Origin of the sequence: Phocoenobacter atlanticus subsp. cyclopteri, from assembly GCF_018343795.1 — a bacterium.
In the GTDB taxonomy this organism is placed as follows: domain Bacteria; phylum Pseudomonadota; class Gammaproteobacteria; order Enterobacterales; family Pasteurellaceae; genus Phocoenobacter; species Phocoenobacter atlanticus.
In genome coordinates, this window is sequence record NZ_CP074346.1 from 1,859,895 (window position 1) to 1,886,182 (window position 26,288).

The following is a 26,288-nucleotide window of genomic DNA, read 5'->3' on the forward strand; positions in this document are numbered from 1 at the left end:
TTTAGAAGGGTAAATTATGGCTGGGCAAACTACTGCTGAATATATTACACACCATTTAACATTTTTAGCTTCTGGTGATTCATTTTGGAGTATTCATTTAGATACACTATTCTTTACTTTTGTATCTGGTGCCTTATTCCTTTGGATCTTTCGCAAAGTTGCTAAAAATGCAACATCTGGTGTTCCAGGTAAATTACAATGTGCTGTCGAAATGGTGATTGAATGGGTTGATGGCGTGGTTCGTGACAATTTTGAAGGACCTCGTAATGTTGTTGGACCTATTGCATTAACAATATTCTGTTGGGTATTTATTATGAATGCGATCGATTTAATCCCAGTCGACATACCACCACAAATGGCTCATTTGTTTGGAATTGAACACCTTCGAGCTGTTCCAACAGCGGATATTAATTCAACATTGGGACTTTCTATCTGTATTTTCTTCTTAATTATATTTTATACAATAAAATCAAAAGGTTGGAAAGGCTTTGTAAAGGAATATACTTTACATCCTTTTAATAATCCAATAATGATTCCTGTGAATTTAATTTTAGAAGTTGTTACTTTAATAGCAAAACCAATATCATTAGCTTTTCGTTTGTTTGGTAATATGTATGCGGGAGAATTGATTTTTGTTCTAATCGCTGTTATGTACACTGCTGATAACGTTTTATTACAAGTTTTAGGTTTACCATTGCAGTGGGCTTGGGCGGTATTTCATATTCTAATTATCACCTTACAAGCATTTATTTTTATGATGCTAACGATAGTATATTTGAGTATTGCTTATAACAAATCAGAGCATTAACTATTTAAAATAGAATAACAAATAATAATGTTATTCTGCTTTTAATTATTAACTTTTTATTAACCGACCCTTTGGGTCAATTTCCTTTAACCTTAATTGGAGAAAACTATGGAATCTGTAATTACAGCAACAATCATTGGTGCATCAATCTTACTTGCAATTGCGGCACTAGGTACAGCAATTGGCTTTGGTATTTTAGGTGGAAAATTCTTAGAATCATCTGCTCGTCAACCTGAGTTAGCAAATAGTTTGCAAACAAAAATGTTTATTGTTGCAGGTCTTTTAGATGCTATTTCTATGATTGCTGTAGGTATTGCGTTACTATTCATTTTTGCAAACCCATTCATCTCTTTACTATCATAGTAATAGTCGGATTTTTTATTAACAATAGTTACTCTTTTAGAGTGATTAATCCGATTTAAGGAGGCATTGTGAATTTAAATGCAACATTAATTGGTCAAATGATTACATTCGTACTGTTTGTTACGTTTTGTATGAAATATATATGGCCAAGAATTATAACGGCAATAGAAGAGCGTCAAGCAGAAATTGCTAATGCCCTTGCTTCTGCTGAAAAAGCGAAACAAGAACAAGATGAAGTAAAAAATCTTGCAGAACAAGAAATTTTAAAAGCAAAAGAAGAAGCGCAACACATTGTTGATTTGGCAAATAAACGTCGTAATGAAATTTTGGATTCTGTCACAGCCGAAGCAGAGGTTGAGAAAGCACGTATTATTGAACAAGGTTATGCTGAAATTGAAAATGAGCGTAAACGTGTTCAAGAAGAGCTTCGTCAAAAAGTCGCTGCCTTAGCTGTTGCAGGAGCAGAGAAAATTGTGGGTCGCAATATTGATGCTGCGGCAAACAATGACATTATTGATAAATTAGTTGCAGAACTATAATAAGGAGGAGCTATGTCAGAAATTAGTACAGTAGCTCGCCCCTATGCTAAAGCGACTTTTGATTTTGCTTTAGAAAATGATCAGTTAGATAAATGGCAGGAGATGCTACAATTTTTGGCACTTGTTATCCAAGATGAACAAGTAACAAATTATTTAAAATCAGCATCATCGCCACAGCAGATTTCAGAAGTCATTATTGGAATTTGTGAAAATCAGCTCGATCAATATGGGCAAAATTTCATTCGTATTATGGCTGAAAATCAACGTTTAACGGTGTTGCCTTCAGTATTAAAAGCATTTATTCAATTGCGATCAGAGTATGAATCAATTAAAGATATTGAAGTTATCTCTGCAACAAAGTTAAGTAAAGCTAATGAAACTAAAATCGCAACAGCGATGGAGAAGCGACTTAATTGTAAAGTGCGAATTATCTCTAAGGTGTCAAAAGAATTAATCGCAGGTGTTATCATTCGTTATGATGATATTGTGATTGACAGTAGTAGCCGAGGACAATTAGATCGCTTAGCAAATGAGTTATGCTTGTAAGAGGAATAAAATATGCAACTAAATTCAACAGAAATTAGTGAGTTAATTAAAAAACGAATTGCCAAATTTGAAGTGGTTAGTGAAGCTCAAAGTACAGGTACAATCGTTTCAGTAAGTGATGGTATTATCAAAATTCATGGTCTTGCTGATGTAATGCAAGGCGAAATGATTGAATTACCTGGCAATCGTTATGCAATCGCATTGAACTTAGAAAGAGATTCAGTGGGTGCGGTAGTAATGGGACCTTACGCAGACTTAGCCGAAGGTATGACAGTAAAATGTACTGGTCGTATCTTAGAAGTACCTGTTGGTCGAGGGTTACTTGGTCGTGTTGTAAATACATTGGGTCAACCTATCGATGGTAAAGGGGAAATAGAGAATGATGGTTTTTCTCCTATTGAAGTCATTGCTCCAGGGGTAATTGAACGTCAATCCGTTGATCAACCTGTTCAAACTGGTTATAAAGCTGTCGATTCAATGGTACCAATTGGTCGTGGTCAACGTGAATTGATTATCGGTGACCGTCAAACTGGTAAAACAGCACTAGCAATTGATGCTATCATTAACCAACGTGATTCAGGTATTAAATGTGTCTATGTTGCAATTGGTCAAAAAGCATCAACTGTAGCTAACGTAGTACATAAATTAGAAGAACATAATGCACTACACAATACCATTGTGGTTGTAGCAAGTGCATCAGAATCAGCTGCATTACAATATCTAGCACCTTATGCTGGTTGTACAATGGGTGAATATTTCCGTGATCGTGGTGAAGATGCATTGATCATTTATGATGATTTATCAAAACAAGCCGTGGCTTATCGTCAAGTATCACTACTTCTTCGTCGTCCACCAGGTCGTGAAGCATTCCCGGGTGACGTATTCTATTTACATTCACGTTTATTAGAACGTGCTTCTCGAGTAAATACTGATTACGTAGAAAAATTCACCAACGGCGAAGTTAAAGGTAAAACAGGTTCATTAACTGCATTGCCAATTATTGAAACTCAAGCAGGTGATGTTTCTGCGTTTGTACCTACTAATGTAATCTCTATTACAGATGGTCAAATTTTCTTAGAATCAAGTTTATTTAATGCGGGAATTCGCCCAGCGGTAAACCCAGGTATCTCGGTTTCTCGTGTAGGTAGTGCCGCACAAACAAAAGTAGTGAAAAAATTATCAGGTGGTATTCGTACCGCACTTGCACAGTATCGTGAACTAGCAGCCTTTGCACAATTTGCCTCAGATCTTGATGAAGCAACACGTAAACAGCTTTCACACGGTCAAAAAGTAACTGAATTATTGAAACAAAAACAATATGCACCAATGTCTGTTGCACAGCTTGCGGTGGTATTATTTACTGCTGAGTTTGGTTATCTTGATGATGTAGAACTTGAACGTATCGGTTCATTTGAAACTAGTCTTTTAGAGTATGCAGAAAACAATTATGCCGACTTTATGAAAGATTTAACAAAATCAGGCGATTATAATGATTCAATCAAAGATCAATTAACTGAAATTGTTGAGAGTTTCAAAAAGAACAGTTCGTGGTAAGTTAACCTTTAGCGGAGAATAAAAATGGCAGGTGCTAAAGAGATAAGAACCAAAATTGCAAGTGTTCAAAATACCCAAAAGATCACTAAAGCGATGGAAATGGTTGCTACCTCTAAAATGCGTAAAACGCAAGAGCGTATGTCTGCATCACGCCCGTATTCAGAAATGATACGTAAGGTGATCAGCCATATTGCGAAAGGAAGCATTGGTTATAAGCACCCGTTTTTGGTTCAACGTGATGTAAAAAATGTAGGGTATTTAGTTATTTCTACAGATCGTGGTTTGTGTGGCGGTCTTAACATCAACTTGTTTAAAGCTACTTTAGGCAAGTTAAAAGCGTGGAAAGACAAAAACGTTAGTGTTGAACTTGGTTTGGTGGGTTCAAAGTCTGTAGCGTTCTTTAAACCAACAGGGTTAAAAGTAACAAGTCAAGTTACAGGCTTAGGCGATAATCCACAAATGGAACAAGTTGTTGGCTCAGTCAATACAATGATTGAAGCATATCGTAACGGCGAAATTGATGCAGTTTATATTGCATTTAACCGTTTTGTAAATACGATGACTCAAGAGCCTACAATTGAACAATTACTTCCATTGCCAAAGCTCGATAACGATGATCTAAATAACAATGGATTATGGGATTACATTTATGAACCAAATCCAGAGGTATTACTAGATTCATTATTAGTACGTTATCTTGAGTCCCAAGTTTACCAAGCAATAGTGGATAATCTAGCTTCTGAACAAGCAGCTCGAATGGTAGCAATGAAAGCAGCAACAGATAATGCTGGTTCACTAATTGATGATTTACAATTAGTGTATAACAAAGCTCGTCAAACAAGCATTACAAATGAGTTAAATGAAATTGTGGCAGGCGCTGCTGCAATTTAAATAAAAGAGGAACGGTAATGGCAACTGGAAAAATAGTCCAAATCATCGGCGCAGTAATCGATGTTGAGTTTCCACAAAATTCAGTACCAAAAGTGTATGATGCCTTAAAAGTTGAGTCAGCAGGTTTGACCCTTGAAGTTCAACAACAATTAGGCGGTGGTGTAGTACGTTGTATTGCATTAGGTACATCTGATGGTTTAAAACGTGGCTTAGAGGCAGTAAATACAAATAACCCAATTCAAGTTCCAGTAGGAACGAAGACTTTGGGTCGTATTATGAATGTATTAGGTGATCCTATTGATGAAAAAGGTGAGATCGGAGAAGAAGAACGTTGGTCTATTCACCGTGAAGCACCAAGTTATGAAGATCAAGCAAATAGTACAGAATTACTTGAAACAGGTATCAAAGTAATCGACTTAATCTGCCCTTTCGCAAAAGGGGGGAAAGTTGGTTTATTCGGTGGTGCTGGTGTAGGTAAAACTGTAAATATGATGGAGTTAATCCGTAATATTGCAATTGAGCATTCTGGTTATTCTGTATTTGCAGGGGTAGGAGAACGTACCCGTGAAGGTAACGATTTCTACCATGAAATGAAAGACTCTAATGTATTAGACAAAGTATCACTGGTTTATGGTCAAATGAATGAACCACCAGGTAACCGCTTACGTGTTGCATTAACGGGTTTAACAATGGCCGAAAAATTCCGTGAAGAAGGACGAGATGTATTATTCTTTGTCGATAATATTTATCGTTATACTCTTGCAGGAACCGAGGTTTCAGCTCTTTTAGGTCGTATGCCATCAGCAGTAGGTTATCAACCAACATTGGCTGAAGAAATGGGTGTATTACAAGAGCGTATTACTTCAACTAAAACAGGATCAATTACGTCAATCCAAGCGGTATATGTACCAGCCGATGACTTAACTGACCCATCACCAGCGACGACCTTTGCTCACTTAGACTCAACTGTGGTACTAAGCCGTCAAATTGCATCTTTAGGTATTTATCCTGCGATTGATCCTTTAGATTCAACTTCACGTCAATTAGATCCATTGGTTGTGGGTCAAGAACATTATGATACCGCACGTGGTGTTCAAGGAATATTACAACGTTACAAAGAGTTAAAAGACATTATTGCCATTCTTGGTATGGATGAATTATCTGAAGAAGATAAACTCGTGGTATCTCGAGCACGTAAAGTTGAACGTTTCTTATCACAACCATTCTTCGTTGCTGAAGTATTTAATAGTACTCCAGGTAAGTATGTATCTTTAAAAGAAACTATTCGTGGTTTTAAAGGTATCTTAAATGGTGAATATGATGACATACCTGAACAAGCATTCTATATGGCTGGTTCAATTGATGATGTTATTGAAAAAGCACAAAAAATGTAATTGTTCCCTAAACCATAGGGCATAAGGAGAACAAGATATGGCGACTGAATTTGAACTGACTGTCGTAAGTGCAGAAAGTAAAATTTTCTCTGGCAAAATTACAAGTGTTCGTGTTTCAGGAATTGATGGCGAATTAGGGGTTTATGCAGGGCATACCCCCTTACTCACAGCAATTCAACCGGGAATGGTGAAATATACGCTTGCTGATGGTAGTGAGGATGCAATTTATGTTTCTGGTGGATTTTTAGAAGTACAACCAAATATAGTAACAGTACTGGCTGATATAGCAATTCGAGGAGAAGAACTAGATCGGCAACGTATTCTGGAGGCCAAACGCCAAGCAGAAGAAAATCTTACTAAAACAAATAATGCAGATCTTGCAGCAAAACTTGCACGAGAAATCGCAAAATTACGCGTTTATGAAATTACTCATTCTCAATTGATGAATAAACGTTAAAAAATTATCCACACCTTATCTAAGTGAAAAAATAATTAACTGCGATAAGGTGTCTATTTTTGTAAATTTCTTATAAAATCATACCGCTTATTATAATAAAATAATGAATAATAATTATCAAAATATACTTTCCAATCTTTATTTTGGGGAAAATAGTAAACATTTATTATCAAAAAAACACAAAGACTGGTTATTATATCAAAATTCTCTCACACTCAAATTACAGCAATACTATACCAATATCACCGTAAAAGTAATTTCTCAAAAATGGGTATCTGATACCAATTTCGATATCCCGATCTGGCAACGTGATATTTTATTAATGGGAGATAACACGGAAATTATTTTTGCTCGTACAACCTTACCACAAGCAACCATTAATAATGTTGCTCACGATATTTTAACTTTAGGTAACAAATCCATTGGCTTATGGTTATTTCCCCAAAATCCTGAGCGTACCCACTTAGAATGGACACAAGATCCTGAGACTGAATTATATGCTCGCCGTTCAACATTACTTCTGAAAGGCTATCCGTTAGAAATCACAGAGTTATTTTTAGAGAATTTTACTTTTCCAATAAATTAGATATTTCATTGCATAGAAGCTACTTTTGCTCCACTACGCTTGTTGCCATCTGAAAATGGGTGATTCTTAACGATAAAATAGAGTAAATGAGCGGCTTTTTCTTCAATACTTGGGTAAGCAGGCTCGCCAAAAATACTTTGACTAAGGTTACCTAGAATTGCACTTAACCCATTATCTCGCTCACGTCCAAATAATTCTGATGCTTCGCCTCGAGATATCAATTGTTGTTTTAACTCACTTAATCCTATACGAGCCTGTTCAACATTTGGCAATTCTCCACCTAGTTGAGTTTTAGGTTCAGTCAATAATCCTTCATCATACTGTTGTAGCCACAAAAAAGTTTGCGTATAACGACTAACAATATCAACCAAACCTCTACCACTCTCTACAGTTAATTCAGATGAATTTGCTGTTTTTTGAATAAGTGTAAGGGCTTGTTGTAATTCTTGACTATTTTGTAGTAAACGCTGTTGATTAATCGCATAACCCTTAATCAAATAATCTTTTAATCAAGAGGTTGCCCAAATACGAAATTGTGTACCTTGCTGGAATTTTACTCGATAACCAACAGAAATAATCACATCAAGATTATAATAAAGAACCTCACTTTTTTGTGTTTTTCCTTTAATAGCTCCGTGTTTACTGGTATGTCGGAATTTCCGACACACCATTTCTTCAACTAATTCACCCTCTCTGAAGATATTACGAATATGTTCAATAATAGTAGTTCTTCCTTTACCAAACAATTCCGCCATTTGAGCTTGTGATAGCCAAACAGTTTCATCTTCTAAACGCACATCTATGCGACATTGCCATTATCATCTTTGTAAATCAGTAAATCACTTTGCATCTACTTACCTCTATTATTTTTGCAAATTTTCACAAAGATCGTATCGCTATCCACGCCCTCCAACAGTAATTTTATCTAATTTAACCGTTGGTTGACCCACACCGACAGGGACACTTTGTCCTTCTTTTCCACAGGTTCCAACACCTTGATCTAATTCCATCGTTTTACCAACCATTGAAACCTGTTGCATTGCTTCAATACCACTACCAATTAGCGTTGCCCCTGTCACTGGTTTGGTAATTTTACCATTTTCAATTAAATAGGCTTCAGAAGTAGAGAACACAAATTTTCCTGAGGTAATATCCACTTGACCACCACTAAAATGAGGGGCGTATAAACCTTTATCCACAGAGGCAATCATCTCATCAAAGCTACTGTTCCCTTCTGTTAAATAGGTGTTAGTCATTCGTGGCAGAGGTAAGTGTGCATAAGACTCACGTCGTCCATTACCTGTTGGATCAACACCCATTAAACGAGCATTGAGTTTATCTTGCATATAGCCTTTTAAAATGCCTTTTTCAATTAACACATTACGTTGTGAAGGAACGCCTTCATCATCAACAGTTAATGAGCCTCGTTTATCTGCGATAGTGCCATCATCCACAATAGTACAAAGAGGTGAAGTCACCATTTGTCCAATTTTACCCGTGAAAAGCGAGGATTTTTTGCGGTTGAAATCCCCTTCTAAACCGTGACCCACTGCCTCGTGTAATAAAATACCCGGCCAACCTGCCCCTAAAATAATTGGCATAACACCAGCAGGTGCTGTAATCGCATTTAAGTTTACTAATGCTTGGCGAACAGCTTCTTTTGCCATATAAATGGCTCTTACTTCACCTTGTGAATTGGGTTCTAAAAAATAATTGAGTGAGAATCGTCCACCTGCACCCGTGCCACCTCTTTCTCGTTTACCATTTTGTTCAACTAGAACAGAAATAGATAAACGAACTAAAGGGCGAATATCAGCGGCAACTGTGCCATCTGTGGCTGTAATTAACATTTCTTCATATAACGAAGAAAGCCCTGCATTCACTTGAATAACACGAGGATCTTCAGCTCGTGCGGTTTTATCAACTAAATGCAATAACTCAACTTTTTGCTCACGGCTCATCGTTTCAAGTGGATTAATAGAAGGATAACGAATAATCGCATTGGTTTGTTTAAACGATTGAATCTTTAAATGCCCACTTTCATTGGTAATACTTCTTGCGGCATTAGCACATTGTTCTAGCTGATTAAAATTGATTTGGTCAGTATAAGCAAAGCCTGTTTTTTCCCCTGCAACAGCTCGCACACCCACGCCTCGATCAATATAAAATCCCCCTTCTTTGATAATACTGTCTTCTAACGACCAGCTTTCGTCCATACTAAGTTGGAAAAAGAGATCCCCATAATCAATCTGACGCGTTGAGAACATATCTAAGATATTATGTAATTTTGATAATTCTAACCCACTTGGAGCAAGTAAACGTTGAGATACGGTATTTAACATTTTTATTCCTTATTATTAAGCGGTACGATTTTAACAGATTTTTGCAAATTTATCTTAAGATCATATCGCCTCAAACCTAGAAATATAAATACAAAAAGGCGTATCTTCCGATACGCCTTCCTTTCGCATTTTACTACTTTAAATAAATCTAATTATTTAACAATTTTAGCAACAACACCCGCACCTACTGTACGTCCACCTTCACGGATAGCGAAGCGTAAACCTTCGTCCATTGCAATTGGGTGAATTAGGCTTACTACCATTTGAATGTTATCACCTGGCATTACCATTTCTACGCCTTCTGGTAATTCGATAGTACCAGTTACATCAGTTGTACGGAAATAGAACTGTGGACGGTAACCTTTAAAGAATGGCGTATGACGTCCACCTTCATCTTTACTTAATACATAAACTTCTGATGTGAAGTCTGTGTGTGGCGTGATTGAACCTGGTTTAGCAAGTACTTGACCACGTTCGATTTCTTCACGTTTTGTACCACGTAATAATGCACCTACGTTCTCACCAGCACGACCTTCGTCTAGTAATTTACGGAACATTTCAACACCCGTTACAACTGTTCTTGTTGTATCTTTGATACCAACGATTTCTACTTCATCACCAGTACGAACGATACCACGCTCAACACGACCAGTTACTACTGTACCACGACCTGAAATTGAGAATACATCTTCAATTGGTAATAGGAATGGTTGGTCAATTGCACGTTCTGGCTCTGGAATGTAGCTATCTAAATGGTCTGCTAATTCAAGGATTTTTTCTTCCCATTCTGCTTCGCCTTCTAACGCTTTTAACGCAGAACCACGTACGATTGGCGTGTCATCACCAGGGAAATCATAGTCAGAAAGAAGTTCACGTACTTCCATTTCAACTAATTCTAATAATTCTTCATCATCAACCATATCACATTTGTTTAAGAATACGATGATGTATGGAACACCTACTTGGCGACCTAAAAGGATGTGCTCACGTGTTTGTGGCATTGGACCATCAGTTGCAGCAACTACTAAGATAGCGCCGTCCATTTGTGCAGCACCAGTGATCATATTTTTCACATAGTCCGCGTGTCCTGGACAGTCAACGTGTGCATAGTGACGAGTTTCTGTATCATACTCAACGTGTGAAGTATTGATAGTGATACCACGCGCTTTTTCTTCTGGCGCATTATCAATTTGTGCGAAATTACGTGCTTCACCACCTGTTTTTTTAGCTAAAACAGTTGTGATTGCAGCAGTTAACGTTGTTTTACCGTGGTCAACGTGACCGATTGTACCCACATTTACGTGTGGCTTAGTACGTTCAAATTTTTGTTTAGACATTTGTCAATTTTCCTAGAAAAAGGATCTATAACACTTGATGTGTTATAGATCGGTTTATAAAATTACTTCTTACGAGCTTCAATAATTGCTTCTGCAATATTTCTTGGTGCTTCTGCGTATTTCAATGGTTCCATTGAGTATGATGCACGACCTTGTGTTTGTGAACGAAGATCCGTTGCATATCCGAACATTTCAGATAATGGAACTTGTGCACGAACTGTTTTACCAAGACCAGTATCATCCATACCTTCAACTAAACCACGACGGCGGTTTAAGTCACCAATTACATCACCCATATACTCTTCTGGAGTTTCTACTTCAACTTTCATTAATGGTTCAAGTAGTATAGGCTCTGCTTTACCAAATGCTGATTTAAATGCTAATGATGCAGCTAATTTAAATGCTAATTCAGATGAATCCACATCATGGTATGAACCGAAGTGTAAACGAACACCGATATCAACTACTGGGTAACCCGCTAATGGACCAGATTTAAGCTGTTCTTGGATACCTTTATCAACTGCAGGAATATATTCACTTGGAATTACCCCACCTTTGATTTCATTGATAAACTCGTAACCTGGGCCATCTTCCACTGCTTCTAATGGATATAAGTCGATCACTACGTGACCATATTGACCACGACCACCAGATTGTTTTGCGTGTTTACCTTCAACATCATTAACTCGTGTACGGATTGTTTCACGGTAAGATACTTGTGGTTTACCAACGTTCGCTTCAACTTTAAATTCACGACGCATACGGTCAACGATGATATCTAAGTGCAATTCACCCATACCTGAAATGATGGTTTCACCAGACTCTTCATCAGTGTGAACTCGGAACGAAGGATCTTCTTGTGCTAAACGACCCAATGCTAGACCCATTTTTTCTTGGTCGGCTTTGGTTTTTGGTTCAACAGCAACAGAAATTACTGGTTCTGGGAATTCCATACGCTCAAGAATAATTGGTTTATTAAGATCACAAAGCGTGTCACCTGTAGTCACATCTTTTAAGCCGATTGCTGCAGCGATGTCGCCAGCACGAACTTCTTTGATTTCTTCACGCTTGTTTGAATGCATCTGTACGATACGACCAAAACGCTCACGTTTTTGACGTACAGAGTTCATTACTGTATCACCAGCGTTAACCACACCAGAATATACACGGAAGAAAGTTAAGTTACCTACGAATGGGTCTGTTGCAATTTTGAATGCTAATGCAGCAAAAGGTTCGTTATCATCTGCATTACGCTCACCTTCTGTTTCATCAAGGTTAATACCTTTAATTGCTGGAACTTCGGTTGGAGCTGGTAAATAATCAATAACTGCATCAAGCATTGCTTGAACACCTTTATTTTTGAATGCTGAACCACAAGTCACAAGAATAATCTCATTTGCAAGAACACGTTTACGTAATCCTGTTTTGATTTCTTCTTCCGTTAATTCTTCACCACCAAAGTATTTATCCATTAACTCATCAGATGATTCTGCAGCAGCTTCAACTAATTTACCACGCCACTCTTCACACTGTTCAAGCATTTCTGCTGGAATATCATCATAGGTAAATGTCATACCCATATCTTCTTCATTCCAGTTGATTGCTTTCATTTTAACTAAATCAACCACACCCTTGAAGTTTTCTTCAGCACCAATAGGAAGTTGAAGTGTTATAGCTTCTCCGCCTAAACGTGTTTTAATTTGTTCAACAACACGTAGGAAGTTAGCACCCGTTCTATCCATTTTATTTACAAATGCAATACGAGGTACCTTATATTTGTTTGCTTGACGCCATACTGTTTCTGATTGTGGTTGAACACCACCAACCGCACAGTAAACCATTACCGCACCATCAAGAACACGCATTGAACGTTCTACTTCGATAGTAAAGTCAACGTGTCCAGGAGTATCGATGATGTTAATACGATGTTGATCGTATTGTTGAGACATACCTTGCCAGAAGGTGGTTGTCGCTGCTGATGTGATTGTGATTCCACGCTCTTGTTCTTGTTCCATCCAGTCCATCGTAGCTGCACCATCGTGCACCTCACCGATTTTATGACTAAGACCTGTATAGAATAAGATACGCTCAGTTGTTGTTGTTTTACCAGCATCAATGTGAGCACTAATACCGATATTACGATATCTTTCAATCGGGGTTGTACGAGCCATACTATTTCCTAACTATTTTAAAATTTTTTATAGAACAAGGCTTCATCGCATAATAATGTATGTGATGAAGCCTAAAAATAAAACGATTTATCTATTACCAGCGGTAATGTGCAAACGCTTTATTCGCTTCAGCCATACGGTGAACGTCTTCACGTTTTTTCACCGATGTACCTTTATTTTCTGTTGCATCAGAAAGTTCGTTAGCTAAACGTAATGCCATAGATTTGTCTCCACGCTTACGTGCAGCATCTACAATCCAGCGCATTGCTAATGCATTACGACGCACTGGACGAACTTCAACTGGCACTTGGTAAGTTGAACCACCCACACGACGGGATTTAACCTCAACCGTTGGACGAACATTTTCAAGTGCTTCTTCAAATGCTTCTAATGGATCTTTACCCGTACGTTGAGCAAGTGTTTCTAAAGCACCATAAACAATTGATTCTGCGATAGATTTTTTACCATCCACCATTAGAACATTAATAAATTTCGCAAGTAATTCTGATCCGAACTTAGGATCTGGTAGGATCTTGCGTTGACCAATAACACGACGACGTGGCATTGTAAATTCTCCGTATAAATCTTCAGGATATCCAAAACTCTTTTGACTGGAGTTTCGTATAAATATAAATAACTAAATTAACGTTTGGCCTTACTTAACGGAGAACCATTAAGATTTAGGACGTTTAACGCCGTATTTAGAACGCGCTTGTTTACGATCTTTTACGCCAGCACAGTCAAGTGCTCCACGTACGGTGTGGTAACGCACACCTGGTAAGTCTTTAACACGACCACCACGGATAAGAACAACACTATGTTCTTGAAGGTTATGACCTTCACCACCGATATAAGAAGTTACTTCGTAACCATTTGTTAAACGAATACGACATACTTTACGTAATGCTGAATTCGGTTTTTTAGGTGTAGTTGTGTACACGCGTGTACACACGCCACGTTTCTGCGGGCAAGCCTCTAACGCAGGAACGGTGCTTTTTACAACCTTTTTCACACGCGGTTTGCGTACTAATTGGTTGATAGTTGCCATTAAAAAACTCCAGTTTAAAATTAAATATTAATTAAAAATCCTTTTCTTACGAGAAAAGGACGTGTAATTCTATTGCTGTATTGCTCAATTGTCAAGAAATTCTAATAAATGCGAGAATAAATTAAACGATAAATCGTCCAACACCTAATTCATCTTCCTTGCGAGTTCGCTCGATAATACTTTGTGGCGATTCAACCACTCGTAATCCCATTTCTTCTTCTGTTCGCACCACTTCTCCTCGTAGGGAGTTTGTATAAACTTCAGTGATTTTAACATCAACGAATTTACCAATCATATCTGGTGAACCGCTAAAATTCACAATACGATTATTTTCAGTGCGTCCAGTGAGTTCCATTAAATCTTTTTTAGATGGTCCTTCAACTAAAATGCGTTGTTCAGTACCCAGCATCATCCGACTAAATTGTACCGCTTGGGTATTAATGCGAAGTTGAAGACGATACAAACGCTCTTTTTTCTCTTCTTCACTTACATTATCAGGTAAATCGGCGGCAGGCGTCCCTGGTCTAGGAGAATAAATAAAACTAAAACTCATATCAAAATTTACTTGTTCAATGATTTTCATTGTATCTTCAAAATCTTTTGCTGTTTCACCAGGAAATCCCACAATAAAATCTGAACTAATTTGAATATTCGGACGAGCTTGACGTAATTTACGAATAATCGCTTTAAATTCTAACGCAGTATGATTACGCTTCATCATTGTTAAAATACGATCTGAACCACTTTGAATTGGCAAATGTAAGAAACTAACTAATTCAGGTGTATCACGATATACTTCAATAATATCATCACTAAATTCAATTGGGTGGCTAGTTGTAAAGCGTAAACGATCAATGCCATCTATTGACGCAACTAAACGCAATAATTCTGCAAAAGAGCAAATACAGCCATCAAAAGTTGCACCACGATAAGCATTTACATTCTGACCTAGTAAATGCACTTCACGTACACCTTGCTCTGCTAATTGAGCAACCTCAAAAAGTATATCATCAATAGGACGGCTCACCTCTTCACCACGCGTGTAAGGTACAACACAAAAAGAACAATATTTATTACACCCTTCCATAATAGAAACAAAAGCACTTGGTCCTTCTGCTCGAGGCTCTGGTAAATTGTCAAATTTTTCAATTTCAGGAAAACTAATATCAATAATCGGATTATTATTTTTTCCTCTTTGATTGAGCATTTCAGGTAAGCGATGCAAAGTCTGAGGACCAAAAATCATATCTACATAAGGTGCTCTTTTACGAATATGCTCCCCTTCTTGTGATGCCACGCAACCGCCAACACCAATCATTAAGTCAGGTTTATTCTTTTTTAGATTTTTCCAACGACCTAATTGGTGAAACACCTTTTCTTGTGCTTTTTCACGAATTGAACACGTATTTAAAAGCAAAACATCTGCTTCCTCAGCATTATCTGTTAGTTCAAATCCGTGTGTTTCGTTTAATATATCTGCCATTTTTGATGAATCATATTCATTCATTTGACAGCCCCATGTTTTAATATGTAATTTCTTTGCCATTATAAAATTTATCTAAGAATTAATCAGTTAAAATAAAAAAAGCGTAAGTAAGCGCTTATCTACGCTTTGAGGTGTAGCGGAGCATTCTACCTTTTTGTATGTTTTATCGCTAGTGTTTATTTTTAGTTTCATTAAAGGCACTATTTATTAATCCCTTTACTATTAAACAAACCATTTATTAATCATCAAGTAATATATCAGCCTTTGAGCGTAATTTTTTCTTATCCAGAAACTTTTTCTCTCTATCAGTAAATTTTTCTTTTACTGCCACTTTGACGGCTTCTTTTTCTTCACTTTTAGGATCATCTTTTCTCCTAAACATTGTAATCAGTAAATAGCAAGAAAGTGCAATATTACCAATAATAATTATCCATTTAATAATTAATACTAATGCTAAATATTCAAGCATATTTTGTAATGTTAAAAACTCAATAAAATCTTCATAAATTGCATCAGCAAAAAAAGCAATCAATAATAAAAAGACAACAAGAGCTAAACGACGTCGTAATTTAAAAAGATAATACCAAATCAATGCTGATTTAAACTGCTTAAACATTTAAAATCCTTTAAACGAAGATATTAAGCCCTAGAGCAGCTAATGCGACTACTAAGGATTTTGATTTTAGATCTTCGGTAATTTTTCGTTCTTCATCAGCAATAATAATTTCTAATTCATCATCACTATAATCATCAAAAGTTTTATTATGCTCAGCAATTCTTGCTTTCGTTGCAATAATTGCTTTTTCCCGAATTTTTTTTGCGATTTTTTCTTTAGGATAATTCACCATTGAGCTCAATGAATCAATAATATTCATTCTTTACCCCACTAGATTAAAGAAAAATTAAACATTAAAGCGGAAATGCATTACATCACCATCTTTAACTATATACTCTTTACCTTCTAAACGCCATTTACCTGCTTCTTTGGCACCATTTTCGCCTTTGTATTGAATGAAGTCTTCATAAGCAACCACTTCGGCACGGATAAAGCCTTTTTCAAAGTCAGTGTGGATAACGGCAGCCGCTTTTGGAGCAGTTGCACCCACTGCCACTGTCCACGCACGCACTTCTTTTACACCAGCGGTAAAATAAGTTTGTAAATTTAGTAATGAATAACCTGCACGAATCACACGATCTAACCCTGCTTCTTCAATACCTAAATCTGCTAAAAATTCATCACGCTCATCATCTTCAAGTTCTGCAATTTCAGATTCAATCGCTGCACAAACAGGTACAACAACCGCATTTTCTTGTGCTGCGATTTCACGTACTTTGTCCAAATAAGGGTTATTTTCAAAACCGTTTTCGTTCACGTTTGCGATATACATTGTTGGTTTTAAGGTTAAGAAGTTATAACCTTTAATTGCAAACAACTCGTCTTTATCTAAATCAATGCTGCGGATCATCCCCGCTTCTGAAACCACAGGTAAGATTTTTTGCATAATTGATAATTCAAATTGTGCTTCTTTATCACCACCTTTGGCACGTTTATTTAAACGTTGAATGGCACGTTCACAGCTTTCTAAATCAGCTAACGCTAACTCAGTATTGATGATTTCAATATCTTCCGCTGGATCGATTTTTCCTGCAACGTGAACGATATCATCATTTTCAAAACAACGTACCACGTGTCCAATTGCGTCAGTTTCACGAATATTGGCTAAGAATTTATTTCCTAATCCTTCGCCTTTACTCGCCCCAGCCACTAAACCAGCAATATCCACAAATTCCATTGTGGTTGGTAATACTCGCTGTGGTTTTACAATTTCAGCCAACGCATCTAAGCGTGGTTCTGGCATCGGTACAACACCGGTATTTGGTTCAATAGTACAAAACGGATAGTTTGCCGCTTCAATCCCTGCTTTTGTTAATGCGTTAAAAAGGGTTGATTTTCCAACATTTGGAAGACCGACAATCCCACACTTAAATCCCATAATTTTTCCTTACTTTTTGTAAATTTTTACTAAAATTTGACCGCTTAATCTTTAATAAGATTATACTCTTTTACCTACACCTTACTCAAATCTCGTCTAAATGTTTACAACATTTATAGATTAGACGACACTTAACTTATTGAAATTTATTGATTTTATTCTTTATATTGTCTAAATCTTGTTTAAATTTCCGTTTAAATCTCGTCTAAATTTTTTTATTTCTACCAACTTAGACGAGAATATTTTTAATTACTTAATTTAAAATCCACTCTCTTTTATTATTAAGTTTAATATTATGCTTACTCTTTAAACGCTGTAATAAATTTTTAACTTTATGCTTTTTCTGACTATCTGTTAAAATTTCAGGTAACTTATCTATTAACAAATCATCAATATCTTTTCTTGTTGCCACATTAAATTTTCTTAAATATTGTAAAATCATTTCCATATAATATTCATCATTAAATCCTTTATTTTTAATATATTTTACTTTTTCTTTAGTCGCGACTGCAACCTTCGATGAAATGATATAATTAGGTCTTCTACCTTCAATTAGCTTCTTATTTCTTAAAATAGTGGCTTGTTCTTGATTAATTTCTTTTCCTTTCGCAACACGATCTAAAAGAATAATATCTGATAATATTAGTTCAGGTAAAAGTGCTAATTTTTTTGCATAATCTAAATTCACTACCTTACCAATAATTTTAAGCGTTACTTTTTGATTATCAAATTCATACTCAGGTAATGGAAAATATTTATTTTTCTGAATAATAAACATTTTTTTAATACCACTACCAATAGTGTCAATCATATTAAGCTCAACCATAGCATTAACTAAAAATGGATTACGGTAATATTCTTGTGGTGCATCTTGTTCTATTACGTCTTCAATACTTTGTGGAATAAAGTTACCCGCATTACGAAATGTAAGAGTTCCACTTTCATTTTCCACTACAATAATCTTTCCCGCCATCGAATAGTCTTGATGTGCAATACAATTATGTAATGCTTCCCTAATCAGCCAAGTATCAAATTGCTTTACTTCATCAGGAAACAAACCGTCATCATTAATATAACGATAAGTTAAATTACGAATTTTATTCCTTACATTATTTACTTGTGTAATAAAAGGACAAGTAAAATGCTGATAATCTTTTTCAATATTATCTCTGTCTTTCAGTATCCAAGAAATCGTCAAATTAGATGGTGTAATAAAATGCGTTGATTCTGGTTTACCCAATAAAATAATAGCTGTTCGTGTAATTTTCCCCTTTTTACACACTTTTGCTTTATTAAGAAAGTAATACTATCCCAAGAATCAATTTCATCTTTTAAATGACTATTTTTCTCTTTATATTGTTTTCTTGCGAAAGCAATTGCATCAGGACAAAGATCATCAATTGTTGCATCAGGAATTATTTCTGCACTCCAATCAGATCTTATTTGGCTTCGTATCCTTTCTAATTTCTCAACATTTAAAGCGGTAAGATTCGAGCCATTTCTTGCATAATAATGACCTTTCCAAGCAATAGGAATTCCTTTAGGTGCTGACGGAATTTCAAGAATTAAAATATTTTTATGTTCTTTCTCAATTCGATAAACTTCACTAAAACTTAATCCAATTGATGAATGATCTGCTATTTCTTTTTTATAATTATCAATAACTTTATCGCTGATCGTTGTTCCAACAATTGCCTTATTATCCGCAATACCTAAAACTACATAAGCACTCTTTTTATTTTGTAAATTTGCTTCATTAGAAAGTGCTGAAAAGTATTTTCCAAGCTTATCAGTATCAAACTGATTTTTAGCTTCTTTAAACTCTACAACTTCACTTTCATTGTTATGTAGTAAATCTTCTAAAATATTTAACATATTAAGGTTTCTTATGTAATTACTAGGTTATAAACTTGCTTTAAACCCATTTAAACGGTTCATTGCTTTTTCAACACCGTCTTTAAATAAAATTTCTACCGCACGAGTTGCCTCATCAACGGCTTCATCAATTAATTTTTGATCGCTTGGCGATGGTTTGCCTAACACATAATTAGACACCATATTTTTATCGCCTGGATGATCGATCCCAATTCGCACACGGTAGAAGTTTTTGCTATTGCCTAAACTGGCAATAATATCTTTCAAACCGTTATGCCCACCGTGTCCGCCACCTTGCTTGATTTTCGCTACGCCACAAGGCAAATCAAGTTCATCGTGAGCCACTAAAATTTCTTCGGGCTGAATACGATAAAAATTCGCTAATGCCCCAACCGCTTTGCCACTTAAATTCATAAAAGTGGTTGGTACAAGCAAGCGAACTTCGCCTTGTGAAGTATTGATTTTCGCCACTTTTCCAAAAAATTTATTTTCTTCTTTTAAACTTGTATTAAATATGTATGTAAGCTCATTGACTAGCCATTCCCCTGCGTTGTGGCGAGTACCTTCGTACTTCGTTCCGGGATTAGCTAAACCAACAATCAATTTAATTTTTGACACAGCATTCTCTTTGAATAATCAAACAAAGGTATATTGTAGGGAAAATAAGGGATTTTAACAAGGTGATTTGATGTATATTAATTTGTAGGCACAGGGCATGCCTCGTGCCTACAATAGTTATAAAAAGACGTATTTTTTATTTAGTTGCTAAAGAGGTAATCGTATCTACATAATGTTGAATAAATTCTTCAGTAGTTTTCACATCACTAAAACCTTCACCATTAATTTTATATTTATTATCCACAAAAAAAGCAGGAACCGCTTCTACCTTTAAGGTTTTCGCTAAATTTTCTTGTTTTGCCACCAAACCATTGATCGCAAAACTGTTAATACCACCATCAAATTGTTGTTCAGACACACCATTTTCAACAAAAAGAGAGCGGATATCTTCCATTGAATTTATTTTCTTTTCTTGAACAGCGTTAAATAGCGGTATTTTTATACTATCTTCAACATTAAGCGCCATTGCTAATGCCCAAGCTCGGGTTAAATTTTCACCTTGAGGTCCATAGGTTAAATGGTATTGTGTTAACGGTATATTTTCAGGTAATTTTTCTTTAATAAGGGCTGGTATTTTATAAGCTTCTTCAAAATTTCTACAATGCGGACAATAGAAAGAGAAAAACTCTACCACTTCTTTTTGAGTAACTGGAAGTTGACTTATTTCAACATACTCTTTGCCTAGTTTAGGTTCAAATGCAGTTGCATTAAACGAAACTAGACCAAGTAATACAATAGTACCTATCTTTAATAATTTTTTCATTTTAATTTATCCTAATAATTTGAGCTGTTGTTTGGACAATCTTAATCTTTTAAAATTCCACGCGCTTTTAATAACGCCGTTTTAAAATCTTCTTCGTAATCTTTTTTTATCCCTGGAATAACAGTGTCATTACTGGTTCCACGCATTTTTAATTGATAGATTAAGACTTCATCCGTTAAAGCAGAAAGATCGTCTGGTTTTCCCACTTCTTTTGCTAATTGTTTCAAAAAATCCAGTAAAGATAAATCAGGTTCTTTACGCCAATGATCTCCTAATAATTCAATAATTTCATCCACTCGATGTGTTAATTGATTGTTCATTTTCATCCTTTATTAGAAATAATTATGGCTTATCATATATTTTTAGTGAAAAATTTGCAAAATTTTATAAAAATCTACCCGCTTGGTATTTGGTTGTTAGTCAAAGTTGTTATATGATAAGCAAAACTTTTTAATTTTAATAGGTAGATAATAATGAATACAACCAGTACCTTTAATCGAGCTTGGTCACGAGTAATACTCAATGCTCTTTTGCGTTATGGTGTAAAACATTTTTGTATTGCACCAGGATCTCGTTCTACCCCTTTAACATTAGAAGCATTACATTTACAACAACAGCATTTGGCAAAGTGTCATACTCATTTTGATGAGCGAGGTTTAGGTTTTTTTGCACTAGGAATAACGAAAGTAACCAATGATCCTGTTGCCATTATTGTTACATCAGGTACAGCTGTAGCTAATTTATATCCTGCTATTATTGAAGCAAGTAAGACACATCATAAACTAATTATTTTATCCGCAGATAGACCACCAGAGCTTATTGACTGTGGAGCCAACCAAGCGATTAATCAACAACATATTTTTGCGAATTATCCTATTGAAAATTTAAACCTACCAAAACCAAGCTATGATTATAGTGCAAACTGGTTGGTTTCTATGGTAGAAAAAGTCTGTTCTGAACAAAAAAATAACGCGGGGGTAATACATATTAACACCCCTTTCTCTGAACCTTTGTATGAGGCAAATGAAGACGCAATTGGAAATGATAGCTGGCTTTTATCAATTCAATCTTGGCTTACTCAATCTAATAAAAAATGGCTAGATCAACAAGATAGCCAAGCAGATGTATTAATGCATAAAGATTGGGATTATTGGCGAGCAAAAAAAGGAGTCATTGTTGTAGGAAAACTTCCTACAGGGCAAGGTATTGGATTAAAAAACTGGGCTGAAACTCTAGGATGGTGTCTCATTTGTGATGTACAATCTGCCGTTGATACAAATCTACCTTATGCAGATATTTGGCTTGCAAATAATACGGTTCAACAACGCCTATTACAAGCTGATATAGTGATACAGTTTGGTTCTCAGGTTGTTAGCAAAAGGGTTAATCAATTTCTAAACTTGTTTGAGGGAGAATTTTGGGTAGTGGATCAACACGCTGATTACCTCAATCAAAATGCAAAACCACAAACACGTTTTATCGCAAAATCACATCATTTTATTCGAGCTCATCCACCACTGCGTCAAAAAACCTGGTTACTAGAACCATTAGCACTTTCTCAATTTTGTGATTCATTTATTAAAAAGCAAGTTGGTACTAACTTAAACGAAGCCTCCCTTGCTCATTATATTGAACAAGTATTACCTAAAAATGGACACCTTTTTGTTGGTAATAGCCTCTTTGTAAGATTGGTTGATGCTCTGTGTAAATTACCAGAAGGCTATTCGATTTATACAAATAGAGGTGCAAGTGGTATTGATGGTTTAATTGCAACAATGGCGGGCATCGCAATAGGGAGCGAGCAAGCAACTGTCGGCATTATTGGTGATATTTCTGCATTACACGATCTCAATTCTGTTGCTTTATTACGTCAAATTAATCATCCAACTATTCTATTTGTAATAAACAATAGCGGTGGAGCCATTTTTGATACCTTACCCGTTGATCCAAAAGTAAAAGCAGAATACTACCGAGCCTCACATCACTTTGAGTTTTCACAAATAGCTACAATGTTTGGCATTGATTATATCCGACCTTTTACTTGGGCTGATTTAAAAACAAAACTAAAACAAGCCTATGCTCGTAGAGGGGTCACCTTTGTAGAAATTAAAGTCAATGATCAAGAAGGTAGTGCGTTATATCAATCTATTATTAAACAGATCTCAAGAGCGTCTATTGATTAATGTTAGCATTTAAATGGCATAATAATTTAAACCACTGCAGTTCAAGTATTCCTGTCGTATTTTTACACGGATTACTTGGATCTCAACAAGATTGGGAAAAAGTATTAAAAATTTTGCAAAATTTTCCACAAATCATACCGCTTACTATTGATCTTCCTTTTCACGGAGAAAGTGAAAGTATATCTTGCAGTAATTTTGATGAAGTTTGTCAAAAACTTGATCAATGTTTACAATCTCAAATTCATCAACCCTTTTGGCTCGTGGGATATTCACTAGGAGGACGAATTGCATTACATTATCACTTATCCAACAATAATCCCTACTTACTTGGAACCATTGTTGAAGGTGCAAATATAGGCTTGCCTACTGAACAACAAAAACAACAACGTTGGCAAAATGATTTACATTGGGCTGAACGTTTTGAAAATGAAAAAATTGAAAATGTTTTACAAGATTGGTATCAACAAGCGGTATTTTCTGATCTAAATTTTGCAAAAAAAAGTGAATTAATCGAAAAACGTCAACAAAATAGCGGTCATCAAATAGCAAAAATGTTAAAAGCAACCAGTCTTGCTAAACAAAAATTTTTACTAAATGAAGTTAACAGCTCTTCAAATATCTATTTTTTTATTGGTGAACGAGACCACAAATTTAAAACACAAGCAGAACAATATAAACTCAATTATCAACTAATTGAAAATGCTGGTCATAATTGCCATTGGGAAAATCCAGCCAATTTCATAACAAAATTAATGGCAATAATAGAACGATGATTAATTTTGCTTAGTAATCAATCAACTAAAAATAAATCATCTAAAAAGCATTTGACTTATTTTAAGATTCTAGTATTATCTCCGCCCACAAACCGTGGTGAGATGGCCGAGCGGCTGAAGGCGCTCCCCTGCTAAGGGAGTATGGGGTCAAAAACTCCATCGAGGGTTCGAATCCCTCTCTCACCGCCATTTTGTAATTTGAAATACGCACCCATAGCTCAATTGGATAGAGTACTCGGCTACGAACCGAGCGGTTAGAGGTTCGACTCCTCTTGGGTGCGCCATTTTATTTATATATTGAAAACTGTTTGTAATATCAAAACGCACCCATAGCTCAATTGGATAGAGTACTCGGCTACGAACCGAGCGGTTAGAGGTTCGACTCCTCTTGGGTGCGCCATTTTTTCAACTCTCAATTCTTATTCTTAACAAAAAAGTGATTTTTTATGCTTAATTTCGCATATCAAGAACATAAAAAAACGTATTATTCTGATACGGCAAATATTCAATTTAAATTTACACATTTATCTCAAAATCAAACCGCTGATGTCTGTATTATTGGTGCAGGTTTCACTGGTTTATCAACAGCGTTAGAACTTGCAGAACAAGGTAAAAGCGTGATTGTACTCGATGGTGCAAGAGTGGGCTTTGGTGCATCTGGTCGTAGTGGTGGTCAAGCCATTAATGGTTTTGAAGAAGGTGTAGAGTCTTATATTCGAGAACTCGGTTTAGAAAAAACCCGCAAAATTTGGGATATGTCCCTTGAAGCATTAGATATTATCCAAGAAAGAATAAAAAAATATAATATTCAATGTGATTGGCAACAAGGCTACGCAACCTTAGCATTAAATGAACGCCGAATGGAAGAGCTTGAACTTTCAAGAAAAATAGTTCGAGACATTTTTGACTATAAATATTCCCAAATTTGGAATAAACAACAGTTACAACAACATTTGAACAGTGATATTTATCACGGTGCTTTGTACGACAGTCTTTCAGGACATTTACATCCTCTTAATTACTGCTTAGGTTTAGCAAAAGCCTGCCAAGATTTAGGTGTACAAATTTATGAACATTCACCCGTAATCGCTCTTGATGTTACAACAAGTAAAATAACAGTAAAAACAGAGAAAGCCACCGTTATCGCTCAAGATGTTGTTCTTGCAACCAATGCCTATATTTCTGGATTATCCGATAAAATCCATTTTGGTATTGCCAATAAAATTTTACCCGTAGAAAGTTTTATTATTGCCACAGAACCTTTAGAACAAAAAGTTGCAGATAATATAATCAATAATGGAATGTCTGTATGTGACAGTAATTATTTATTAAATTATTACCGATTAAGTGCGGATAATCGCTTATTATTTGGTAGTGATTCTAGTAATAATACAGATATGATCGTAAAAATGCGAAAAAATATGCTCAACGTATTTCCACATCTTGAAAGTGTAAAAATTGATTATGGTTGGGGAGGACCTATTGATATGACGCTGAATTCAGCCCCACATTTTGGTCGAATTCAGCCTAATTTATATTTTGCACAAGGTTTTTCAGGACACGGTGTTGCATTAACAGGATTAGCAGGTAGAATTATCAGTGAAGCAATTTGTGGAAATGATGAAAGATTAGCTATTTTTGAACAATTAAATGTCCCAAGTCTTTGGGGGGGAAAGTTAGTCAAAAAAGCAGCGTTATATGTTGGTATGCGTTATTATCGTTTCTTAGATAAATTCTGTTAAAAAGGTAAATTTAATGAACAATATTCCAATTAGAACAGCAGCAGAAATTGAAAAATTACGTATCGCGTGTAAACTCGCCTCTGATATTTTAGTAATGATCGAACCTTATGTACAAGAAGGTGTTAGTACAGGTGAGCTTGATCGCATTTGTCACGATTATATCGTAAATGAACAAAAAGCAATTCCAGCGTGCTTAAATTACCACGGTTTTCCAAAATCAGTATGTATTTCAATTAACGAAGTCATTTGCCACGGTATCCCAAGTGATGATAAAAAATTGAAAAAAGGCGATATTGTCAATATTGATGTAACAGTAATTAAAGATGGTTATTTTGGTGATAACTCAAAAATGTACTTTGTTGGTGAACCAACACTGAAAAGTAAGCGTCTTTGTGAAGTAACTCAAGAATCTTTGTATAAAGCGATTCGTATTGTAAAACCGGGCATACGTTTAAATCAAATTGGTAAAGTAATCCAAACTTATGTAGAGAAAGAAGGTTTTTCCGTTGTACGTGAATATTGTGGGCACGGTATTGGTGTAGAATTCCATTGTGACCCACAAGTTTTACACTATTATGGTGACGATGGTGGTGTGATTTTACAAGAAGGAATGGTGTTTACTATTGAACCGATGATCAATGCAGGTAAAAAAGAACTACGTTTAATGAAAGACGGCTGGACGGTAAAAACGAAAGATCGCAGTCATTCCGCACAATATGAACACCAAATTGTCGTCACTAAAAACGGCTGTGAAGTAATGACAATTCGTGATGAAGAATTAGATAAAATCTCACGAATAATGATCAATAGTTAATTTT

General features: G+C 35.8%; 27 protein-coding genes, 3 tRNA genes and 1 pseudogene. 16 read left to right on the plus strand and 15 right to left on the minus strand.

All coding sequences use genetic code 11. The features are described 5' to 3' along the window. The first annotated feature begins 16 nt into the window (after positions 1–16). The 9 genes from atpB to KGI96_RS09055 all read left to right on the plus strand — a co-directional run bounded on the left by atpB (position 17) and on the right by KGI96_RS09055 (position 7,138). Positions 17–808 carry a F0F1 ATP synthase subunit A gene (gene atpB / locus KGI96_RS09015; protein WP_211599403.1) on the plus strand — a complete coding sequence of 264 codons (792 nt, stop codon included), beginning with the start codon at positions 17–19 and terminating at the stop codon, positions 806–808. Positions 809–916: 108 nt separating this feature from the next. After that, complete coding sequence (atpE, locus tag KGI96_RS09020) at positions 917–1,171, plus strand: F0F1 ATP synthase subunit C (RefSeq protein WP_211599402.1); 255 nt, start codon at positions 917–919, stop codon at positions 1,169–1,171. 68 nt (positions 1,172–1,239) lie between these two features. Beyond that, a complete protein-coding gene (atpF, locus tag KGI96_RS09025) occupies positions 1,240–1,710 on the plus strand; it encodes a F0F1 ATP synthase subunit B (protein WP_211599401.1) in 471 nt (156 codons plus the stop codon). Between the two features lie 12 nt (positions 1,711–1,722). Continuing rightward, positions 1,723–2,256, plus strand: coding sequence for a F0F1 ATP synthase subunit delta (gene atpH / locus KGI96_RS09030; protein ID WP_211599400.1), 534 nt, complete (start codon positions 1,723–1,725; stop codon positions 2,254–2,256). Between the two features lie 12 nt (positions 2,257–2,268). After that, positions 2,269–3,810 carry a F0F1 ATP synthase subunit alpha gene (gene atpA / locus KGI96_RS09035; protein ID WP_211599399.1) on the plus strand — a complete coding sequence of 514 codons (1,542 nt, stop codon included), beginning with the start codon at positions 2,269–2,271 and terminating at the stop codon, positions 3,808–3,810. A gap of 24 nt (positions 3,811–3,834) precedes the next feature. After that, positions 3,835–4,701 (plus strand): F0F1 ATP synthase subunit gamma, encoded by an 867-nt coding sequence (atpG, locus tag KGI96_RS09040; protein ID WP_211599398.1) that lies wholly within the window; start codon positions 3,835–3,837, stop codon positions 4,699–4,701. A 17-nt stretch (positions 4,702–4,718) separates the two neighbouring features. Next, on the plus strand, positions 4,719–6,095 hold the full coding sequence (gene atpD / locus KGI96_RS09045) for a F0F1 ATP synthase subunit beta (protein ID WP_211599397.1): 1,377 nt from the start codon (positions 4,719–4,721) through the stop codon (positions 6,093–6,095). A gap of 37 nt (positions 6,096–6,132) precedes the next feature. Continuing rightward, positions 6,133–6,552, plus strand: a complete 420-nt coding sequence (locus KGI96_RS09050; RefSeq protein ID WP_211599396.1) for a F0F1 ATP synthase subunit epsilon — start codon at positions 6,133–6,135, stop codon at positions 6,550–6,552. Positions 6,553–6,655: 103 nt separating this feature from the next. Then, positions 6,656–7,138 carry a chorismate--pyruvate lyase family protein gene (locus tag KGI96_RS09055; RefSeq protein ID WP_211599395.1) on the plus strand — a complete coding sequence of 161 codons (483 nt, stop codon included), beginning with the start codon at positions 6,656–6,658 and terminating at the stop codon, positions 7,136–7,138. Positions 7,139–7,164: 26 nt separating this feature from the next. Here KGI96_RS09055 and KGI96_RS09060 read toward each other — a convergent pair. From KGI96_RS09060 to KGI96_RS09130, 15 genes and pseudogenes are all read right to left on the minus strand, one after another. Then, positions 7,165–7,941, minus strand: a pseudogene (locus KGI96_RS09060) (virulence RhuM family protein/type II toxin-antitoxin system death-on-curing family toxin); the annotation flags it as partial. 93 nt (positions 7,942–8,034) lie between these two features. Continuing rightward, a complete protein-coding gene (gene tldD / locus KGI96_RS09065) occupies positions 8,035–9,480 on the minus strand; it encodes a metalloprotease TldD (RefSeq protein WP_211599394.1) in 1,446 nt (481 codons plus the stop codon). Positions 9,481–9,632: 152 nt separating this feature from the next. Then, positions 9,633–10,817: an elongation factor Tu gene (gene tuf, locus KGI96_RS09070; RefSeq protein ID WP_213156447.1), complete on the minus strand. Its 1,185-nt coding sequence runs from the start codon at positions 10,815–10,817 to the stop codon at positions 9,633–9,635. 62 nt (positions 10,818–10,879) lie between these two features. Beyond that, positions 10,880–12,988: an elongation factor G gene (fusA, locus tag KGI96_RS09075; RefSeq protein WP_211599170.1), complete on the minus strand. Its 2,109-nt coding sequence runs from the start codon at positions 12,986–12,988 to the stop codon at positions 10,880–10,882. Between the two features lie 94 nt (positions 12,989–13,082). Then, positions 13,083–13,553 (minus strand): 30S ribosomal protein S7, encoded by a 471-nt coding sequence (gene rpsG, locus KGI96_RS09080; RefSeq protein ID WP_211599171.1) that lies wholly within the window; start codon positions 13,551–13,553, stop codon positions 13,083–13,085. Positions 13,554–13,661: 108 nt separating this feature from the next. After that, entirely contained in the window at positions 13,662–14,036 is a 375-nt protein-coding gene (rpsL, locus tag KGI96_RS09085) for a 30S ribosomal protein S12 (RefSeq protein ID WP_115316225.1), read from the minus strand. A gap of 121 nt (positions 14,037–14,157) precedes the next feature. Continuing rightward, positions 14,158–15,582 (minus strand): tRNA (N6-isopentenyl adenosine(37)-C2)-methylthiotransferase MiaB, encoded by a 1,425-nt coding sequence (gene miaB, locus KGI96_RS09090; protein ID WP_211599172.1) that lies wholly within the window; start codon positions 15,580–15,582, stop codon positions 14,158–14,160. Positions 15,583–15,760: 178 nt separating this feature from the next. Next, complete coding sequence (locus KGI96_RS09095; RefSeq protein WP_211599173.1) at positions 15,761–16,138, minus strand: hypothetical protein; 378 nt, start codon at positions 16,136–16,138, stop codon at positions 15,761–15,763. A 10-nt stretch (positions 16,139–16,148) separates the two neighbouring features. After that, positions 16,149–16,397: a hypothetical protein gene (locus tag KGI96_RS09100; RefSeq protein ID WP_211599174.1), complete on the minus strand. Its 249-nt coding sequence runs from the start codon at positions 16,395–16,397 to the stop codon at positions 16,149–16,151. Between the two features lie 27 nt (positions 16,398–16,424). Beyond that, entirely contained in the window at positions 16,425–17,516 is a 1,092-nt protein-coding gene (gene ychF / locus KGI96_RS09105; protein WP_211599175.1) for a redox-regulated ATPase YchF, read from the minus strand. Positions 17,517–17,769: 253 nt separating this feature from the next. Next, the gene (locus KGI96_RS09110) at positions 17,770–18,756 is read right to left on the minus strand and encodes an ATP-binding protein (RefSeq protein ID WP_213156448.1); all 987 of its coding nucleotides are present in this window, start codon (positions 18,754–18,756) and stop codon (positions 17,770–17,772) included. Further along, complete coding sequence (locus KGI96_RS09115) at positions 18,711–19,391, minus strand: AlbA family DNA-binding domain-containing protein (RefSeq protein ID WP_213156450.1); 681 nt, start codon at positions 19,389–19,391, stop codon at positions 18,711–18,713. The genes KGI96_RS09110 and KGI96_RS09115 overlap by 46 nt, the downstream gene beginning before the upstream one ends. A gap of 27 nt (positions 19,392–19,418) precedes the next feature. Continuing rightward, complete coding sequence (gene pth, locus KGI96_RS09120) at positions 19,419–20,009, minus strand: aminoacyl-tRNA hydrolase (protein WP_211599177.1); 591 nt, start codon at positions 20,007–20,009, stop codon at positions 19,419–19,421. Between the two features lie 136 nt (positions 20,010–20,145). Then, positions 20,146–20,772, minus strand: a complete 627-nt coding sequence (locus tag KGI96_RS09125) for a DsbA family protein (protein ID WP_211599178.1) — start codon at positions 20,770–20,772, stop codon at positions 20,146–20,148. A gap of 41 nt (positions 20,773–20,813) precedes the next feature. After that, positions 20,814–21,092, minus strand: coding sequence for a YihD family protein (locus tag KGI96_RS09130; protein ID WP_211599179.1), 279 nt, complete (start codon positions 21,090–21,092; stop codon positions 20,814–20,816). Between the two features lie 153 nt (positions 21,093–21,245). Between KGI96_RS09130 and menD the strand changes: the two genes are divergently transcribed. The 7 genes from menD to map all read left to right on the plus strand — a co-directional run bounded on the left by menD (position 21,246) and on the right by map (position 26,284). Further along, the gene (gene menD / locus KGI96_RS09135) at positions 21,246–22,955 is read left to right on the plus strand and encodes a 2-succinyl-5-enolpyruvyl-6-hydroxy-3-cyclohexene-1-carboxylic-acid synthase (protein ID WP_211599180.1); all 1,710 of its coding nucleotides are present in this window, start codon (positions 21,246–21,248) and stop codon (positions 22,953–22,955) included. Continuing rightward, positions 22,955–23,728, plus strand: coding sequence for a 2-succinyl-6-hydroxy-2,4-cyclohexadiene-1-carboxylate synthase (menH, locus tag KGI96_RS09140; protein WP_211599181.1), 774 nt, complete (start codon positions 22,955–22,957; stop codon positions 23,726–23,728). Before menD ends, menH begins: the two co-directional genes overlap by 1 nt. 96 nt (positions 23,729–23,824) lie before the next feature. Beyond that, positions 23,825–23,917: transfer RNA gene (locus tag KGI96_RS09145), tRNA-Ser, on the plus strand. Positions 23,918–23,935: 18 nt separating this feature from the next. After that, positions 23,936–24,012 (plus strand) — tRNA-Arg (locus tag KGI96_RS09150). A gap of 39 nt (positions 24,013–24,051) precedes the next feature. Further along, positions 24,052–24,128 (plus strand) — tRNA-Arg (locus tag KGI96_RS09155). A gap of 46 nt (positions 24,129–24,174) precedes the next feature. Continuing rightward, a complete protein-coding gene (locus tag KGI96_RS09160) occupies positions 24,175–25,470 on the plus strand; it encodes an NAD(P)/FAD-dependent oxidoreductase (RefSeq protein ID WP_211599182.1) in 1,296 nt (431 codons plus the stop codon). A gap of 13 nt (positions 25,471–25,483) precedes the next feature. Further along, positions 25,484–26,284, plus strand: a complete 801-nt coding sequence (gene map / locus KGI96_RS09165; protein ID WP_211599183.1) for a type I methionyl aminopeptidase — start codon at positions 25,484–25,486, stop codon at positions 26,282–26,284. Positions 26,285–26,288 lie beyond the last annotated feature (4 nt).

Coding starts and splice junctions, on each gene's coding strand:
- atpB (WP_211599403.1), top strand. CDS start 17: ATGGCTGGGCAAACTACTGCTGAATATATTACACACCATTTAACATTT.
- atpE (WP_211599402.1), top strand. CDS start 917: ATGGAATCTGTAATTACAGCAACAATCATTGGTGCATCAATCTTACTT.
- atpH (WP_211599400.1), top strand. CDS start 1,723: ATGTCAGAAATTAGTACAGTAGCTCGCCCCTATGCTAAAGCGACTTTT.
- atpA (WP_211599399.1), top strand. CDS start 2,269: ATGCAACTAAATTCAACAGAAATTAGTGAGTTAATTAAAAAACGAATT.
- atpG (WP_211599398.1), top strand. CDS start 3,835: ATGGCAGGTGCTAAAGAGATAAGAACCAAAATTGCAAGTGTTCAAAAT.
- atpD (WP_211599397.1), top strand. CDS start 4,719: ATGGCAACTGGAAAAATAGTCCAAATCATCGGCGCAGTAATCGATGTT.
- KGI96_RS09050 (WP_211599396.1), top strand. CDS start 6,133: ATGGCGACTGAATTTGAACTGACTGTCGTAAGTGCAGAAAGTAAAATT.
- KGI96_RS09055 (WP_211599395.1), top strand. CDS start 6,656: ATGAATAATAATTATCAAAATATACTTTCCAATCTTTATTTTGGGGAA.
- tldD (WP_211599394.1), bottom strand. CDS start 9,480: ATGTTAAATACCGTATCTCAACGTTTACTTGCTCCAAGTGGGTTAGAA.
- tuf (WP_213156447.1), bottom strand. CDS start 10,817: ATGTCTAAACAAAAATTTGAACGTACTAAGCCACACGTAAATGTGGGT.
- fusA (WP_211599170.1), bottom strand. CDS start 12,988: ATGGCTCGTACAACCCCGATTGAAAGATATCGTAATATCGGTATTAGT.
- rpsG (WP_211599171.1), bottom strand. CDS start 13,553: ATGCCACGTCGTCGTGTTATTGGTCAACGCAAGATCCTACCAGATCCT.
- rpsL (WP_115316225.1), bottom strand. CDS start 14,036: ATGGCAACTATCAACCAATTAGTACGCAAACCGCGTGTGAAAAAGGTT.
- miaB (WP_211599172.1), bottom strand. CDS start 15,582: ATGGCAAAGAAATTACATATTAAAACATGGGGCTGTCAAATGAATGAA.
- KGI96_RS09095 (WP_211599173.1), bottom strand. CDS start 16,138: ATGTTTAAGCAGTTTAAATCAGCATTGATTTGGTATTATCTTTTTAAA.
- KGI96_RS09100 (WP_211599174.1), bottom strand. CDS start 16,397: ATGAATATTATTGATTCATTGAGCTCAATGGTGAATTATCCTAAAGAA.
- ychF (WP_211599175.1), bottom strand. CDS start 17,516: ATGGGATTTAAGTGTGGGATTGTCGGTCTTCCAAATGTTGGAAAATCA.
- KGI96_RS09115 (WP_213156450.1), bottom strand. CDS start 19,391: ATGTTAAATATTTTAGAAGATTTACTACATAACAATGAAAGTGAAGTT.
- KGI96_RS09125 (WP_211599178.1), bottom strand. CDS start 20,772: ATGAAAAAATTATTAAAGATAGGTACTATTGTATTACTTGGTCTAGTT.
- KGI96_RS09130 (WP_211599179.1), bottom strand. CDS start 21,092: ATGAACAATCAATTAACACATCGAGTGGATGAAATTATTGAATTATTA.
- menD (WP_211599180.1), top strand. CDS start 21,246: ATGAATACAACCAGTACCTTTAATCGAGCTTGGTCACGAGTAATACTC.
- menH (WP_211599181.1), top strand. CDS start 22,955: ATGTTAGCATTTAAATGGCATAATAATTTAAACCACTGCAGTTCAAGT.
- KGI96_RS09160 (WP_211599182.1), top strand. CDS start 24,175: ATGCTTAATTTCGCATATCAAGAACATAAAAAAACGTATTATTCTGAT.
- map (WP_211599183.1), top strand. CDS start 25,484: ATGAACAATATTCCAATTAGAACAGCAGCAGAAATTGAAAAATTACGT.